16 protein-coding genes are annotated in these 16,159 nt (G+C 65.7%); 4 read left to right on the top strand and 12 right to left on the bottom strand.

From position 1 onward, the window contains the following. Positions 1–273 precede the first annotated feature (273 nt). The 5 genes from ACQR03_RS22875 to ACQR03_RS22855 form a co-directional block, all read right to left on the bottom strand. Complete coding sequence (locus ACQR03_RS22875; RefSeq protein ID WP_315751420.1) at positions 274–1,005, bottom strand: OmpW/AlkL family protein; 732 nt, start codon at positions 1,003–1,005, stop codon at positions 274–276. Positions 1,006–1,188: 183 nt separating this feature from the next. Continuing rightward, a complete protein-coding gene (locus tag ACQR03_RS22870) occupies positions 1,189–1,461 on the bottom strand; it encodes a hypothetical protein (RefSeq protein ID WP_315751419.1) in 273 nt (90 codons plus the stop codon). Positions 1,462–1,559: 98 nt separating this feature from the next. Further along, positions 1,560–3,464 (bottom strand): propionyl-CoA synthetase, encoded by a 1,905-nt coding sequence (locus tag ACQR03_RS22865; protein WP_315751418.1) that lies wholly within the window; start codon positions 3,462–3,464, stop codon positions 1,560–1,562. A gap of 122 nt (positions 3,465–3,586) precedes the next feature. Continuing rightward, positions 3,587–4,969 (bottom strand): tetratricopeptide repeat protein, encoded by a 1,383-nt coding sequence (locus ACQR03_RS22860; protein ID WP_316235510.1) that lies wholly within the window; start codon positions 4,967–4,969, stop codon positions 3,587–3,589. A gap of 101 nt (positions 4,970–5,070) precedes the next feature. Further along, the gene (locus ACQR03_RS22855; RefSeq protein ID WP_315716460.1) at positions 5,071–5,820 is read right to left on the bottom strand and encodes a tetratricopeptide repeat protein; all 750 of its coding nucleotides are present in this window, start codon (positions 5,818–5,820) and stop codon (positions 5,071–5,073) included. A gap of 325 nt (positions 5,821–6,145) precedes the next feature. Here ACQR03_RS22855 and ACQR03_RS22850 point away from each other — a divergent pair, with 325 nt between their 5' ends. Then, a complete protein-coding gene (locus ACQR03_RS22850) occupies positions 6,146–6,916 on the top strand; it encodes a hypothetical protein (protein ID WP_315751416.1) in 771 nt (256 codons plus the stop codon). A 147-nt stretch (positions 6,917–7,063) separates the two neighbouring features. On the opposite strand, the gene ACQR03_RS22845 is transcribed toward ACQR03_RS22850, so the two are convergent. The 5 genes from ACQR03_RS22845 to ACQR03_RS22825 all read right to left on the bottom strand — a co-directional run bounded on the left by ACQR03_RS22845 (position 7,064) and on the right by ACQR03_RS22825 (position 12,156). Further along, positions 7,064–7,864 (bottom strand): SDR family NAD(P)-dependent oxidoreductase, encoded by an 801-nt coding sequence (locus tag ACQR03_RS22845; protein WP_315716309.1) that lies wholly within the window; start codon positions 7,862–7,864, stop codon positions 7,064–7,066. 23 nt (positions 7,865–7,887) lie between these two features. After that, positions 7,888–8,262, bottom strand: a complete 375-nt coding sequence (locus ACQR03_RS22840) for a DUF1850 domain-containing protein (RefSeq protein WP_315751414.1) — start codon at positions 8,260–8,262, stop codon at positions 7,888–7,890. Then, the gene (locus ACQR03_RS22835) at positions 8,259–10,352 is read right to left on the bottom strand and encodes a TRAP transporter permease (RefSeq protein WP_315716461.1); all 2,094 of its coding nucleotides are present in this window, start codon (positions 10,350–10,352) and stop codon (positions 8,259–8,261) included. Before ACQR03_RS22835 ends, ACQR03_RS22840 begins: the two co-directional genes overlap by 4 nt. 156 nt (positions 10,353–10,508) lie before the next feature. After that, on the bottom strand, positions 10,509–11,471 hold the full coding sequence (locus ACQR03_RS22830) for a TAXI family TRAP transporter solute-binding subunit (protein ID WP_315716311.1): 963 nt from the start codon (positions 11,469–11,471) through the stop codon (positions 10,509–10,511). A gap of 208 nt (positions 11,472–11,679) precedes the next feature. Further along, complete coding sequence (locus ACQR03_RS22825) at positions 11,680–12,156, bottom strand: hypothetical protein (protein WP_315716312.1); 477 nt, start codon at positions 12,154–12,156, stop codon at positions 11,680–11,682. 173 nt (positions 12,157–12,329) lie between these two features. Here ACQR03_RS22825 and ACQR03_RS22820 point away from each other — a divergent pair, with 173 nt between their 5' ends. Beyond that, positions 12,330–12,632 carry a hypothetical protein gene (locus tag ACQR03_RS22820; RefSeq protein ID WP_315716313.1) on the top strand — a complete coding sequence of 101 codons (303 nt, stop codon included), beginning with the start codon at positions 12,330–12,332 and terminating at the stop codon, positions 12,630–12,632. A gap of 18 nt (positions 12,633–12,650) precedes the next feature. Here the strand turns inward: ACQR03_RS22820 and ACQR03_RS22815 are convergent, their stop codons facing one another. After that, the gene (locus tag ACQR03_RS22815; RefSeq protein WP_316165807.1) at positions 12,651–13,832 is read right to left on the bottom strand and encodes a hypothetical protein; all 1,182 of its coding nucleotides are present in this window, start codon (positions 13,830–13,832) and stop codon (positions 12,651–12,653) included. Between the two features lie 25 nt (positions 13,833–13,857). Then, positions 13,858–14,487 (bottom strand): NUDIX hydrolase, encoded by a 630-nt coding sequence (locus ACQR03_RS22810; protein WP_315751410.1) that lies wholly within the window; start codon positions 14,485–14,487, stop codon positions 13,858–13,860. 80 nt (positions 14,488–14,567) lie between these two features. Here ACQR03_RS22810 and ACQR03_RS22805 point away from each other — a divergent pair, with 80 nt between their 5' ends. Together ACQR03_RS22805 and ACQR03_RS22800 are read left to right on the top strand one after the other, a co-directional pair. Further along, positions 14,568–14,990, top strand: coding sequence for a PaaI family thioesterase (locus ACQR03_RS22805; protein ID WP_315716316.1), 423 nt, complete (start codon positions 14,568–14,570; stop codon positions 14,988–14,990). Positions 14,991–15,148: 158 nt separating this feature from the next. After that, positions 15,149–16,159, top strand: coding sequence for an aldo/keto reductase (locus tag ACQR03_RS22800; protein ID WP_316165538.1), 1,011 nt, complete (start codon positions 15,149–15,151; stop codon positions 16,157–16,159).

Here is a 16,159-nt window from a genome sequence, read left to right as displayed (position 1 = left end):
AGCGCCAAGGACCCAACGGCTTCCCGCCCACCATCATCATGGCAGACTTTCCAGACACAGGGACCCATAACCACAGGATTGCGTGACGGCTCAAGCTGGCTGTAACTCAGCGCGTCTTTCCTCACTCCCGCTGCGGCGTATGGGTCCCGGCTCAAGGCCGGGACGACGCCGGTTTTACAGGCCCGAGCCCGAGCTTCGCGACCCGCAAACAGTCCAAAAAAAATGGCGCCGGGAATGCCGGCGCCATGACAGTCTTGGGAGGAACTGAAAAAATCAGAACTTGTAGGTGACGCCGACGCCGACCAGCCACGGATCGATGTTGGCGCGGCCGGTGACCGGAATTGCGCCGTTGACGGTCGCCGAGTAGTTCGGCTGCAGCCACAGCTTCTTGACGTCGACGTTCAGGCCCCAGTGCCTGTCGAGCATGTAGTCGAAGCCGAACTGGACCGCGGCGCCCCACTGGTTGGAGATGTGCAGGTTGGTGACGGCAAGACCGTTCCACACCTGGTTCGCGGCGCTCTGGTTGAAGAAGACCGTGTAGTTCACACCCGCGCCGACATACGGCTTGAACGCGCCGAAATCGGTGAAGTGATATTGCAGGGTCAGCGTCGGCGGCAGCAGCCAGGCCTTGCCCATGTTGAGGCCGTCGAGCGAGCCGGTGCCGCCGATGGAATGCCGGGTGACGCCGAGGATCAGCTCGGCCGCGATGTTCTTGGTGAAGAAGTAGCTGATGTCGAGCTCGGGCACGACCGAGTTGGAGATCGACAGGCCGGAGTTCGGCGACGACAGCGCCGGCACGCCGGTCACGTTCACGGTGGAGCCGCCAGCATCCGGCAGCACGCCGAGCGCGCGCACACGAAGCATCCACGGATTCCACGCCTCGACCACCGGCGCCTTGGTGTAGACCGGCGCCGCCTGCAGGTCGGCCGCTTGCGCCGAGCCCATGGCTCCGCAGATCGCCGCCAGCACCAGCAGCGACGACGAGAGTTTCAACATCCTGTTCATCGAGATCCCCATAGCCACCCTTGAGCAACATCTGCGCGGGCACGGCCGCGCCTTGCGGTCACAGATGTGGCAGGGACGCCATGGAGTTGGATTTGATCTCAATCAATCGGCATTGTTGCAGCGCCGATGTCACGCAACTGTTGCATCGAAGTCACGCGCCATGAGAGGCGCTTGCAGTGGCGCTCAGGGCCGGTCGGGGTGGTTCATCATGTATTCGCCGAGATCGCGCTGCCGGCGGTCGGCACGTGCCTCGGCGCGCTGCCGCTGCACGTCGCGGTCCTTGCGGCAGGCGACATATTCGGCGGAGCCCGGCGCGACCTTGCCACCGGCCTGACAGACCGCATCATCGTCGTCATTGCCGAGCGCCACCGCCGGACCCTGGTTGCGGGAGGCGCAGGCCGAGAGCGAAAATACGGCCATCAGCACCAGGGCCAGGCAGGCGGAGGTCTGTCGCATCGAACGTTCCATTCTCGTCAATCGGGCTGGTCTGACGCCGTTGCTTGACGAGAATGGGCGCCCGGGTCAAGCCCGGGTCACCTTTCAGCGGCGGCGTGTCAGACGCGGCTCTTCAGCGCCTCGCCGATTTCTTCGAGCACCTTGGGATCCTCGATCGTGGCCGGCATGCTCCATTGCTCGCCGTCGGCGATCTTCTTGATCGTGCCGCGCAGGATCTTGCCGGAGCGCGTCTTCGGCAACCGGCCGACGGTGATGGCGAGCTTGAACGCAGCGACCGGTCCGAGCTTGTCGCGTACCAGCGCCACGATCTCCTTTTCGATCTGCGACGGGCTGCGCGAGACACCGGCCTTGAGCACGATGAAGCCGCACGGCACCTCGCCCTTGATCGCATCCTTGATGCCGAGCACGGCGCATTCCGCGACGTCGGGATGCGAGGCCAATATCTCTTCCATGCCGCCGGTCGACAGCCTGTGGCCGGCGACATTGATGATGTCGTCGGTGCGGCCCATCACGAAGACATAGCCGTCCTCATCCTTGTAGCCGGCGTCTGAGGTCTTGTAGTAGCCGGGGAATTCGCTGAGATAGGATTCCTTGAAGCGGTCCTCCTGCTGCCACAGGGTCGGCAGGCAGCCGGGCGGCATTGGCAGCTTGATCACGATCGAGCCCATGGTGTTGGCGGGCACCGGCTTGGCGGCCTCGTCGACGATGTCGACCTGGTAGCCCGGCATCGGCACCGTCGGCGAGCCGTGCTTCACGGGCAACAGGCCAAGGCCGACCGGATTGCCGGCGATGCACCAGCCGGTTTCGGTCTGCCACCAATGATCGATCACCGGCACCTTCAATTGCTGCTCGGCCCATTCCACCGTCGGCGGATCGGCGCGCTCGCCGGCCAGGAACAGGGTGCGGAAATGCGATAGATCGTATTTGCGCAAGAAAGTACCTTCCGGATCCTCCTTGCGGATGGCGCGGAATGCCGTGGGCGCGGTAAACAGAGCGACCGCCTTATGATCGCTGATGACGCGCCAGAACGCGCCGGCATCGGGCGTTCCGACCGGCTTGCCCTCGTACATCACCGAGGTCGCGCCATGGATCAGCGGGCCGTAGATGATGTAGCTGTGGCCAACCACCCAGCCGATGTCGGAGGCGCACCACCAGACCTCACCCGGCTTGATGCCGTAGAGATTCTCCATCGACCATTTCAGCGCGACGAGGTGCCCGCCATTGTCGCGCACCACGCCCTTCGGCTTGCCGGTCGTGCCGGAGGTATAGAGGATGTAGAGCGGATCGGTCGCCAGCACCGGCACGCACGGCGCCAGCTTGCCATTGGCGAGCGCAGACTTGCGCAGCGCCGCCCAGTCGTAATCGCGGCCGGGCTTCAGCTCGCAGACATGCTCGGGACGCTGCAGGACGATGCAGGCCTTGGGCCTGTTGTCGGCGAGCTCGATCGCCTGATCGAGCAGCGGCTTGTATTGCACGATGCGGCCGGGCTCGATGCCGCAGCTCGCCGACAGCACGAGCTTCGGCGTGGCGTCGTCGATGCGGGTCGCGAGCTCCTTGGCCGCGAAGCCGCCGAACACCACCGAATGCACCGCGCCGATGCGCGCGCAGGCCAGCATCGCGACCATCGCCTCGGGCACCATGGGCATATACAGGATGACGCGGTCGCCCTTGCCAACGCCGAAATCCTGCATGATCGCGGCGAGCGTCTGCACCTCCTTCAGCATCTCGGCATAGGTGAGCTTCGTGACCGAGCTGGTGAGCGGCGAATCGTGGATCAGCGCCAGTTGATCGCCGCGGCCGGCGGCGACGTGGCGGTCGAGCGCGTTGTAGCAGGTATTGACGACGGCCCCCGCAAACCAGCGGCCGTAGGCGCCCATCGCGGGATCGAAGATGGTCTTGGCCGGCTCGATCCAGTCGATCGCGCGGGCGGCCTCGGCCCAGAACCCTTCCGGGTCCTGCAGCGACCGTGCATGGACCTCGTGATAGCGGCTCGCAGCGCTCATGACGTTTCCCCAAGATCTGTGTTTATTCCCGAGTATTGTCACGGGACAAAGCGACAGTTCAAGCCGTCATGAATTGATCCAGATCAGGCAGGCCCGGACGTTCGCCCATTTTCCGGGCCGGATCAATGCGCTCCATCGCGGAGGGTATCCAGGCGACGCTGCAGGGCTAGACGAAGGTCGTAGCCGGGCTTGCCGAACCGGGCATTGCGCTCCGCGATGAAGTCACGCTGCGTTCCGCGCAGCTCGGCAGCGGCGCGGCCGCGGGAGGACTTCAAGCGCCGGGCATAGCTTTCGGAAATGCCGAGATCGAGCACCGAGAGCTGCGGGTCGGCGCAGATGACCTTCTCGACCTCGCGCGCGGCCGTGGCGCAATCGAACGACGGACCGCTTCGCTCTGACGGCGCGTTCAACGGACGCGGCGGCTCGGCGCCGAACTTCTTGATCTCGGCCAGCATGACGCGCCGGCCGGCGATGGCATTGTCGTTGCCGGGATCCAGCCGCAGCGCGGCCTCGTAGTCGGCCAGCGCCTTGGCGCGCTCGCCCATCTTCTTGTACAGCACCGCCCGGTTGTTGTAGGCGAGCGCGAAATTCGGATCGAGCCGCAGCGCGGCGTCGTAGTCGCTGAGCGCCGCGCCGAGCTCGCCCTTGAACTGATGGGAATCGCCGCGGTTGGTGAAGAAATTTGCCCGCTGCTCCATCCTGATCGCCTGATCATAATCGGCGATCGCCTTGTCGTACTCCTTCATGGCGGCGTAGGTGAGGCCACGATTGTCGTAATATTCCGACACCTTCGGATCGCGCCGGATCGCCTCATCGTCATCGGCCAGCGCCTTGTCCATCTGGCCGAGCTTCTTGTAGGCCGCGGCACGGTTGGTGAATGTGCGCGGCCGTTTCGGGTCGAGCCGGATCGCCTCGTCATAGTCGCGCACGGCCTTCTCGTTGTCGCCGCGCAGGTAGAAGGCGACGCCGCGGTCGGCAAAGGCCTGCGCGTAGTCGGGCTTCAGCCGGATCGCCTGGTCGTAGTCGGCCAGAGCGCGATCAAGACGGCGCTGCTCGGTATAGACAACGCCACGCAGCTCATAGGCTTCGGCGTCATTCGGATCGAGCGAGATCGCCATGCTCAGATCGGCCGCCGCCCTGCCGGCATCGCCACCGGCTTCGCGCATTAGGTCGCCACGCAGCCGATAGGCGCGCGCATTCTTGCCGTCGAGCGCGATGGCACGGTCGAGGTCCTTCAGGGCCTGGGTCAGGCCGCCCGAGGTACGCGCACGGGCATCGGCGCGGGCAACCAAGGCGATGGATTGATCCTTCGGCGAACTCGATGCCTGCTCGATTGCGGTCGAGCAGGCGGTGATGAGCTCGGACGGGGGCGCCTTGCTGCCCAAAGCGCATTCGGGGTCCGCGGCGAATGCAGGCTGGGCCCCGAGGCCAAGGACAAGACCGGCTGCAAGACCCAGCGCGAGGTAGGATGAGCAGGATGAAATCGAACGAATGAAAGCGTGCATCGGCATGGACTCGGCTCGAATTTCGACTGTTGCGGGTGAGACGCTGATCTCCCCCGTTGTCGTCTCCGGCCGGAACCCGGTTCAAGCGGCCACGCCGATGGTTAATAGCCGTCGACGCCGTTCAGCCGCCGCAGGCGGTCCTCCATCGCCTTCTTGAGATCGTAGCCGGGCTTGCCAAAGCCGGCGTTGCGCCGCGCGATGAACGCGTCCTGCTCGCGCTGCAGGGCGCGGGCTGCGGCGGGGCCGGCCGCCTCGCGAACGACGCGGGCCTGCGCGCCGTCGATCTCGCGATCGAGATTGGCGAGCTCCGGATCGGCGCAGATCGCCTTCTCCACGGCGCGACGCGCCGTGGCGCAATTGAAGCTCGGCCGCCCCGCGACGGCCATCTGCGCGCCCAGGCGCTCGAGCTCCACAGCGAGTGCGTGGTAGTTGCTGCGGGCGCTGGCGTGATCCGGATTGAGCCGCAGCGCCGCGGCGAAATCGGCCAGCGCCTTCGGACGGTCGCCCTTCTTGCGATGCAGTTCGCCGCGCGCGTTGAAGATGCTGGCGAGGGTCGGGTCGAGCTGCAAGGTCACGCCGTAATCGGCGATGGCGCGATCGATCTCACCCCTGGTGATGAAGATCGAGGCGCGCGCGATCAGTGCGTTGATGCGATCGACCCTCGCGGCCTTGGGATTGTCGATCACGGCGCCGCATTCGGTGAGCACCTTGTCGCCATCGTGCGCCTCCGAGGCCGCGATGCAGGCACCGGCATCCACCGCCGGCTCCTTGCCGGGCTCGGCCGCGCCGACCGCATGGGCCTGGGTCGAGACCAGCCATCCGAGCGTGACCAGCGCGGCCAGGCGCAGCACCCCATCCCGGCGATCGGCAGCAGCCCACGAGGAGACGGATGCGGTCAAGGCAGATGGCTCTCTCAGGTCGTGGGCGATCCGGCACGGCGCGCGGGGGGCGCAATCGCCGCCGCGGCACTTCAACTATACAGCGGCAGCAGCGGTGCGACAGTCCCTTTCCGGGAGAAGGCGACCTTTGCGAACGGGAGCTCGCGAGTGGATTGCGGCCTCGACTGAAATGCGCGTGATCGTGCCGCGCATTCCCCTCAAGATGTTGTGGATGCGCACCCCGGCGACGTCCTCGGTCGCCATTTGAACCTGTTGCGGTCCCCGCAGACACAACCGCATGACTATTCTGACCGACAATTCGCGCGCACGCGGCGTCGTTGCGTCCCCTGCGCGCTATTTCTATTTCAACATGGCTCTGGCCTGCATGGCCATTGCGATCATCGGCTTCGCACCGACCTACTGGCTGCCACTGGCCCGCCGCTCATTCTCCGGCGCGCCCGTGATTCATTTCCACGGCTTCCTGTTCTTCGCCTGGACTCTGTATTTCGCGCTGCAGAGCTGGCTTGCCGCATCCGGACGCACGGCGCGGCACCGCTCGCTCGGCATCTTCGGCGTATCGCTCGCCACGGCGATGACGATCTTTGGCTTCCTCGTTGCCATCGAGGCGATGAAGCGCTCCGCGGCGATGGGTCAGGCCAACGAGGGCATCGCCTTTGCCATCGTGCCCCTCAGCGGCATCGCCTTCTTCGCCGTGGTCTTTGCGCTCGCGGTTGTCCATCTAAGCCGGCCGGAAACGCACAAGCGGCTGATGCTGCTCGCCGGCATCTCGCTGCTCGACGCCGCCGTGGCGCGCTGGTTCCTGACATTCCTGGCGCCGCCCGGCCCGCTCGGCCCGCCGCCGGTGTTCGTGACGATCCCACCGGCCTTCGTCGCCTACCTGCTGCTCGTCGTCGCGATCGTCCACGACCGCCGCACGTTCGGACGCGTCCACCCGGTCTACGTCTATGGCGGGCTGGCGCTGATCGCCGTGAAGCTCCTGAACTGGCCGATCAGCATGACCTCGACGTGGCATGCGATTGCAGGCGGCATGCTGGCGATGGCGCAATAGCCGCAGCGCTGATCTCCCCTGTAACACGCGTCATTGCGAGGAGCCGAAGGCGACGAAGCAATCCAGGGCTTCCTGGAGACTTCCGCCTTCGCTCTTCGAGCGACGGCGGACACATCGCGTTGCTCGCAATGACGCGCGCGGCGAGACCTAACTCCGGCAGGTCAGCCCGCCATCCACCACCAGCATGGTGCCGGTGACATAGCGCGACTCGTCGGAGGCGAGGAACAAGGCGGCATTGGCGACGTCGAAGGCGTCGCCCATGTGCCCCATCGGCACCTGCGCATCACGCTTGCGCCACATCTCCTCGACATCGCCCTTGGCGTAGCTCGCGGCCAGCCCCGCTGAGTGCTCGACCATCGGCGTCTTCATGAGCCCGGGCAGGATCGCATTGACGCGGACGTGCTTCGGCGCGAACTCGACCGCGGTCGTGCGCGTCATCTGGTTCATCGCCGCCTTGCTGGCGCCATAGCTGACATAGGAGATCCCGACCTGGCGGATCGAGGCGACAGAAGAGATGTTGATGATGGAGCCGCCGCCCTGCCCGATCATCACCGGAATGACGTGCTTCATGGCGAGATAGGCGCTCTTGAGGTTGACCGCGAACACGCGATCCCACTCGGCCTCCTCGACATCGACGACGCTGCCCATCTCGGCGATGCCGACATTGTTGTCGAGCACGTCGATGCGGCCATAGGCCGCCACACAGGCCTTCACCATCGCCTCGACCTCGACGGCCTTCGAGACGTCGGCGGTGAACGCCTCGGCCTGCCCGCCTTCGCCTGAAATGATCGAGGCGGTCTCCGCGGCGGCGTCCTTGTTGCGGTCGACGCAGAACACCTTGGCGCCCTGTCGCGCAAAGGTCACGGCCGTGGCCTTGCCGTTGCCCCAGCCCGGCCCGATCGAGCCCGCACCGACCACCAGCGCCACCTTGCCCCTGAGACGATCCATCGCGTTCTCCCGTCGCTTATTCGTTATTCGGTACAGGCGCTCATCGTGATGGTCGCTGCGCCGATGTCATGGCCGAAGATGTCCGACAGCGTCCGGCATTGCCCGTCCGCGCAGATGCGCCACTCGCCGGCCGCGCCGGAATTGGCGAGCACGATCCGCGACAGCGGCCCCCGCTGGGTCTGCCACTGGAACCAGCCGTCGACCAGCCGCGCCTCCGGCGGCGGCTCCATGCCCGCGCCCGAGCCCTTGACGCGCGCCTGCACCAGTTCGAGACCGTCAGACGTGACGCGCCAGTCCTCCTGCCACGCGGTCCTCTCGACCGAGTGGGTCCAGGCCAAGGTGAAGCCGGCGAGGGTCAGCGCCTTCACCACACCTGATGAGGCGAGGCAGAGGCTCAAGCGGAGGCCGCCACGGCAGCCGGCGGCCGCTGCCGCCACTGCCACGCCACGATCACCACCGCCAGGGCAAATCCCAGCACGTCACTGTAGGGAAATTCGCCGAGTAGGCAGACGGACGCGACAAACGCCAGCAGGCGCTCGACCAGGGTCATGCGCACGTACAGGAAGCCGATCGCCACCATGCCGAACAGGCCGATCGAGATCAGCGCCTTGACGGAAGCATACGCCACCGCGCCGATGAAGCCGAGTTGCGCCTCCATCGGGTCACCCGGCTGCAGCATCAGCGCGGGCGAGTAGACGAACAGGAACGGAATGACGTAGCCGGCGAGCGCGATCCGCATCGCCTCCCAGCCGATCTTGTCGGGATTCTCCTTGGCGATCGGGGCGGCCGCCAGCGCGGCCAGCGCGACCGGCGGCGAAAGGTCGGCCATGATGCCGTAGTAGAACGCGAACATGTGGCTCGCGATCAGGGGCACGCCCAGCTTGGCGAGCGCGGGGGCCGCCAGTGCCGCGGTGATGATGTAGGTCGGGATGGTCGGGATGCCGGTGCCGAGCAGGATCGACAGCAGCATGGTCATGATCAGCGCCGCGAACAGGCTGGTCTTGCCGAGGCCGATCACCCAGCTTCCGAAGATCGAGCCGACGCCGGTCTGCGTCATCATGCCGATGATGACGCCGACGATGGCGCAGGCCATGCCGACGGTCAGCGCCGACTTCGCACTTTCAGCCAGGGAATCGCGGCAGGCGTGCAAGGTGCCCATTCCGCCGCGCACGAAGCCGGTGATGACGATGAGCGCAACGACGACGGAGGCGACGGGAATGATCTGCAGGCCGTTGCGCGACAGCGCGCCGACGACGAGCGCGAGCCCGATCCAGAAGACGTAGCGCAGCACCTGGTTGGAGAAGCCCATGGTGATCGAGGTGCCCAGGATCAGCGCCACCGTCAGCGCGAGTCCCATCGAGCCCGCATACAGCGGCGTGAAACCCTCGAACAGCATGTAGACCAGCGCGGCGAGCGGCAGCACGAGATACCAGCGCGCCACCAGCGCCTTCCAGGCGCTCGGGATCTCCGACGGCTTCATGCCGGTCAGGCCGTGCTTGCCGGCCTCCAGATGCACCATCCAGAACGCCGAGGCGAAATAGAGAATGGCTGGAATGACCGCCGCCTTGACGATCACCGAGTAGTCGACGCCCAGGGTTTCGGCCATGATGAAGGCGACCGCGCCCATCACGGGCGGCATGATCTGTCCGCCCATCGACGCGGTGGCTTCGACGCCGGCCGCAAAGGCGCGGCGGTAGCCGAACCGGATCATCAGCGGAATCGTGAACTGGCCGACAGTGACGACATTGGCGACGCCCGAGCCGGAGATCGTGCCCATCATGCCGGAGGCGAACACCGCGACCTTGGCAGGACCGCCGCGGGTGCGACCGAACAGGCCGAGCGAGACGTCGGTGAACAGCTGGATCATGCCGGCATGCTCGAGGAACGAGCCGAACAGGATGAACAGGAAGATGTAGGTCGCCGAGACGTAGATCGGCACGCCGTAGAAGCCCTCGGTGCCGAAGGAGAGGTGTGTAATCACCTGATCGAAATCATAGCCGCGATGGTTGAGCGGCGCCGGCAGATACTGGCCGAAGAACCAGTACAACAGGCAGGCGCCGCACATCAGCGGCAGCGCGAGCCCCATCAGCCGGCGCGTGCCCTCGAAGATCAGTACCGCCAGCAGGGTTCCGACCACGAGATCGGTGCGCGTCGGATCGCCGTCGCGCGCGATCAGGTCGGCATAGAAAATCCACTGATAGAGGCCGCACAGGAAGCCGATGGCGCCGATGGTCCAGCCCGCGATGCGCCCGGCGTCGGTCCTGGCGGTGAAGTTGCCGATCAGGCCGAAGGTCAGCAGCAGTAGGAAGCCGACATGGACGCCGCGCACGACCTGGCTCGGCAGATAGTTGAAGGCGGCGACGTAGAGCTGGAATATCGCAAAGGCGAGCCCGATGCCGTAGGCGAGATAGCCCCAGCGGCCGGGGCCGAAGCCTTCCGGAAAGCCGTGCTCGAAATTGTCGAACTCGACCTTGACCGGCGTTTCCATGTTCACGGCTTCGATCGTCATGATCCCCCCAACGCGCCCATCAGGCGCTGCTGACCATGGCCGCAATCACCTGAACGACAAGACTGCGCGGAATGTTTCCCACGCAGCCGGTTGCGAATGATCCGGCCTACAAGGCAGGCCGGGCGAGCAGCGTCCTTATTTCAGGATGCCCTTTTCCTTGTAGTAGCGGATCGCGCCGGGGTGCAGCGGCACCGGGCTGTCCTGCGCCGCCGTCTCCAGCTTGATCTCCTTGCCGGCGGCGTGCGCATTGGCGAGCTCCGGCAGCGACTCGAAGATCAGCTTGGTCATCTGATAGGCGAGATCGTCGGATACCGCCGAGCTGGTGACGAGATAGTTGATCACGGCCGCGGTGGGCACGTCCTTGTCCTGGCCGGTATAGGTGTTGGCCGGGATGGTCGCCGCGACGAACGGGGGCCCGATCTTGTCGACGACCTCCTTCGGCACCGACACCACGGTGATCGGCGACGAGGTCGATAGATCCTTCAACGATGCGACGCCAAGGCCAGCCGACTGCAAGGTGGCACCGAGCTGCCGGTTCTTCATCAGGTCGACCGATTCGGCGAACGGCAGATACTCCACCTTGCCGAGATCCTTGTAGCTCATGCCGGCGGCGGCGAGGATCGCGCGCGAGTTGAGCTCGGTGCCGGACTTCGGCGCGCCGACCGACAGACTCTTGCCCTTGAGATCCGCCAGCGTCTTGATGCCGGACTCGGCCGTCGCGACGATCTGGATGTAGTTCGGATAGATCGCGCCGATCGTGCGCAGCTTGTCCAGCTTGGTCTTGAAACCGGCCTCCTCCTCGCCGTTCCAGGCGGCCTTCAGGGAGTCGCCGAGCGCGAAGGCGAGCTCGCCGCGGCCCTGCTGCAGCAGGATCAGGTTCTCGACGGAGGCCTTGGTCGCCTGCACCTGGGTTTTCACATTGGGGATCTTGTCGCCGTAGATCTTCCCGATCGCGACACCGAGCGGATAGTAGACGCCCGACGTGCCGCCGGTGAGCACGTTGATGAAGCTCTGGGCCTGCGCCGCTGGCGCCGCGAGCAGACAGGCGGCTGCCAGAATGAAACCGGTTGCAGTGCCAGAGATTTTCGAGAAGCGCATGGATCCTCCCATTGATTTTGCCGCAAATTGGACGGCTGCGGGCGCGGGGTCAACCCATCCGAAAGACTGGCGCACCAGCCTCTCCCGCTCCCACGGCGCGAGGCCGGGACCGATGCGCCCCGCGTTCAATCTTACATTGACAGCACCACCAGCTTGAACCGCAGGTGCAGCCCAGAGGAGCGGGCCGCCTCGCTCGCAAGGCCGCCGGTCACTGGAACGTCATGTCGAGGCACTTGGAGATGTCCGAGCCGAGCCCGGACGAGATCGTCATGCAGCCGCGCACCTTCTGCTGGGTCGTATCCGCCACCCAGATCGAATAGCCGCCATTGCCGAAGAAGGAGTTGGTGTTCGCCGGCTCGGTCTCGGTGGCGTCGAACTCATATTTGGAATCGGTGTCGAACACGCGCGGCTTCCTGGTGCAGCCGCCGTCGGTCTGGACGTTGATGACTTCCTTGTTGTCCCGGGTCAGCGACAGTGAGACCTGGCAGCGGAAATATTCCGAGGTCTTCACGTTGAAGAGGTAGGCGTAGGACTTGCAGACGGCCGTATTGAGCTTGCCGGCGGAGAGACCGCGGCTGCAGGCGATGCGCTGGTTGTTGGACAGCTTGAAGTCGTCGGCCCGGGCGGATGCCAACGTCACCAGCGACAACGCCGCAACCCAACCGATCTTCGTGACAAGGCTCATCCGAATCATCCCCAAATTGTTTTCTTGGCCTATGTTTCTAAACCACGCTGCAGGATAATCGCGAGATCGGCGAATGGAAAATCCGCCCAACGATCACTGCACTGCGACGGGGCGACGTTGACGTCGCGTCAGCGTTCGTGATTTGTTCGAGACGACATCGATTGGAGGAGGACATGAAGAGCTTGGTTCTGAAAGCCCTGATCGCCCTCGGTGCGCTGGGTGCACTGACCAGCGCGGTGCGCGCGGCACCACCGGAGCCGTGGGAGCTGAAGCCCGACATGGGCTACGCCTATGGCAAGGATGGCCGGACGCTCGCCTACAAGATGGGCACCAAGAACGCCGACATGCTGCTCAAGGGCGCCAAGAAGGTACCGAAGGGCACGCTGTTCTTCGTCGGCCAGAACGGTCAGCTCTACATGCGGACGGCCCCCTATCTCGACGGCGACGGCAGCTTCTCGTTCGGCGCGGATGAGTAAGGGCGAGCGAGCGCAGCCTCAGAACGCGGCCGCCAGCTCCTTGGCGCCGGGCAGGCTGCTGAGCGAGTCCATCCTGGAATCCGTCACCGCAAGCAGCTTCGCCACGGTGTTGTGGCGAACGGCGACCGGATTGCGCTCGTAGCCGCCGCGCTGGAAGAAGTTGGCGGTCGGAACCTGATCGCGCATCTCGAGCGGCATCGTCACCATGTCGAAGCCCGTGCCGTCACCGGTGAGATTCATCATCTCGAGCTCGGCGGCCGAAAGCGGCCTCATGTAGCCCTTGGCGCGCGCGAACAGCACCGAGGTCAAGAGCTTGTGGGTCTGCAGCATCGGCCCGACGTCGATGTCGAGCACCATCGCATGCATGGCCCAGCCTTGCGGCGTGTTGCCGATCTTCTCATGCGCCGACCAGTCGTCCGGCACGGAGCGCGCAATCGCGACCATCTTCTTCAGGACCGCGAGTTTGTGCTCCATCGCGCCGCGTGCCGGGCCGGACGTCCGAGCCACGCGTTCGCCGAGCAGGCGGATGAACAGCGGCCCCTGCTCGGCCAGCAGCTCGACGCTGTTGGTGGTCAAGAGCTGATTGTAGCCGATCGCGGTCGAGATCGCGCGGTTGCCCTTGAAGCCCGATTGCGAGTCGTGCTTGCCGTTGCCGCCGGTCTCGAAGGCATAGACGCGCACCGCCTGCTCGCGCGTCAGTCCCGACGCCGCGGCGAAGCGCGCATAGGCGCGTTTGAAATCGATGTCGTTGGCAGGGCGCTGCGGCGACCATTGGAAATGCTCCTGTGCCGCCTTCACGAGGTCGGCGACCACGGGGATGTACTTGCGCTCGCGCGGCTCGCCCTCAGGTTCCGGCTCGGGGTTCACCGGCCGCTTCGGCCCGGTGTAGACCGGCGGCTGCTCCAGCACATAGTCGTCGAGCCCAATCGGCTGGCGGTCGCGACGCTTGGCGTTGCGGATGCGGCGCTTATCCGAGATCGCCTTCCAATAGGCGCCCGCCTCCTGGTCAAACACCGCACGCGCCTGCTGATATTCGGCGAGCCTGCGTTGGTACTCCGCGATCGCGGCGGGCGAGGCCATCTGGGCCAAGGCATCGCGCGGAGCTGCGACTGGCGCGGGTTCCCCGGCCAGCAATGGCGGTGCGCCCGCGACCGCGCAGGCGACAATCAGGACAAGCGTGCGAATCGGCTGATGAAGCATGCCGCCCTTGTAGCCGAAACGGCGGCTACTTCCAGGCAAACACCGGCTGTTCCAGCTCATGCACCCGGGTGTCGCGGCCGGACAGCACCTCGCGGAACTGATAGATCAGCGCTGCGGTGGGCGCGTGAATGAGGCCCTCGCGGGCGTGAAAGCGGATCACGCGCCGCGTGCTCTCTGGGATCACGGTGAAGTCGAACGCGTCGTCCGCCGTGATCGCATCCAGGCCGATCCGGTGCACCGAGGAGACCTCGTCCGGATTCGGTCGCAGCGTGCGGCCATCGCCCGCCCATACCACGACCGGGGTAATCAGATAGCCCGACCGTGTCGGGTAGTCGTCGAGCAGGCCCAGCACCGCGTCCGGCGCCAGGATCAGCCCGAGCTCCTCTGCGAGCTCGCGCAGGGCGGCCTCGACCGTCGTTTCGCCGGCGTCGCAGCGTCCGCCCGGCAGCGCCCATTGCCCGCCATGGCTGCGCAGCCCTGCGGCACGCAGAGTGAGCAGCAGCGCCGTGTTGCCAGTCTCGTGGTGGGGGGCCAGCGCGATCACCACCGCCGCGCGCTTCAGCGAGGCCGCCGCCGCAGTCGCCTCCAACCGCACGAAGCCCGCGCAGCAGCTTGCGATTTTCCGCCTGGTGGCATCGTCGAACGGCATCGGCATGCAGCTTGACTACACCAGGCCGGCGACAGATGAAACGACCTCCAGGCCGGCTCGGGCCACAACGGGAAGGGTCTTCAGCGATGACGAAATCGGCCGCGGCCAGGATGACGTCCGACGGCTGGGAGATCGTCGACACCTCCGGTTTCCTGCATCTGATCGGCCCGCTGTGGCAGCGGGTCGTCGGCGGTGTCCACGAGTACGCCATCGTCACCGAGGACAAGCACCACAACCGCCGCGGCCTGGTCCAGGGCGGCGTGATCATGACGCTGGCCGACCGCAGTTGCGGCATGACGGCCCGCTACGCCGCAGGCAAGGAGCACATGGCGACGATCCAGTTCGACACGCATTTCGTCGAGTCCGGCAAGATCGGCGAGACCCTGGTGTCGCGGCCGCATGTGGTGCGGATCACCCGCAGCCTGGTGTTCATCACCACCGAGGTCACGGCCGGACCTCGCGTGATCGCGATGGCCTCGGGCGTGTTCAAGATCTTGAAGAGCGAATAGGGGTCACTCGCTCCGCCGTCATTGCGAGGAGCGCAGCGACGAAGCAATCCAGGGTGGCGGAAGGGACTCTGGATTGCTTCGCTGCGCTCGCAAAGACGCGTTGATGGGTTTATCGTCCTATCAAACCCATGCGCGCGTGTGGCAAGAATGAGGCATCAATGGACTATCGCCAGCTCGGCCGTTCCGGCCTGAAAGTGTCGCCGATCTGCCTGGGCACGATGATGTTCGGCGGTCCCACCGATGAGCCGGCATCCGCCCGCATCATCGCCAAAGCGCGCGACGCCGGCGTCAACTTCATCGACACCGCGGATGCCTACAACAAGGGCGTCTCGGAAGAGGTGGTCGGCCGCGCCATCGCGCGCGAGCGCGACCGCTGGATCGTCGCCACCAAGCTCGCCAACCCGATGGGCGACGATCCCAACCGCGCCGGCCTGTCGCGGCGCTGGGTGCTGCGGGCTGCCGACGAAAGCCTGCGGCGGCTCGGCACCGGTCACATCGACATCTACTACCTGCACAAGGAAGATCACGCGACGCCGCTCGAGGAAACCGTGCGCGCGATCGGCGATCTCATGCGTGCCGGCAAGATCCGCTATTTCGGCGTCTCCAACTACCGCGCCTGGCGGCTCGCCGAGATCTGCAATCTCTGCGACGCCATCGGCATCGACCGCCCTGTCGTCAGCCAGCCGTACTACAATGCGATGAACCGGATGCCGGAGGTCGAGCACCTGCCGGCCTGCGGCTATTACGGCCTCGGCGTCGTGCCCTACAGCCCGCTGGCGCGCGGCGTGCTCACCGGAAAGTACAGCCCCGATGCGCCGCCGGACATGGACACCCGCGCCGGCCGCAACGATACGCGAATGATGCAGACCGAGTGGCGGCCCGAATCGTTGAAGCTGGCGCAGGAGATCAAGCGTCACGCCGAGACGAAGGGCTTCACGCCGGGACAGTTCGCCGTGTCCTGGGTGCTCAACTCCGCCTTCATCAGCTCCGTGATCGCGGGTCCGCGCACCGAGGCGCAATGGGACGATTACATCCGCGCGCTCGACTATCCCTTTGCCGCCGACGACGAGGCGCTGATCGACCGGCTGGTCGTGACCGGTCACGCCTCGACGCCGGGCTACAACGATCCGGCCTATCCGATCGAGGGCCGCAGGCCGCGGGTGGGCTAA

The sequence above is a fragment of the Bradyrhizobium sp. HKCCYLS3070 genome, assembly GCF_051167575.1.
Classification (GTDB): Bacteria; Pseudomonadota; Alphaproteobacteria; order Rhizobiales; family Xanthobacteraceae; genus Bradyrhizobium.
The sequence above is the reverse complement of the archived record's forward strand: the minus strand, read 5'-3'. Positions and strand labels throughout refer to the sequence as shown.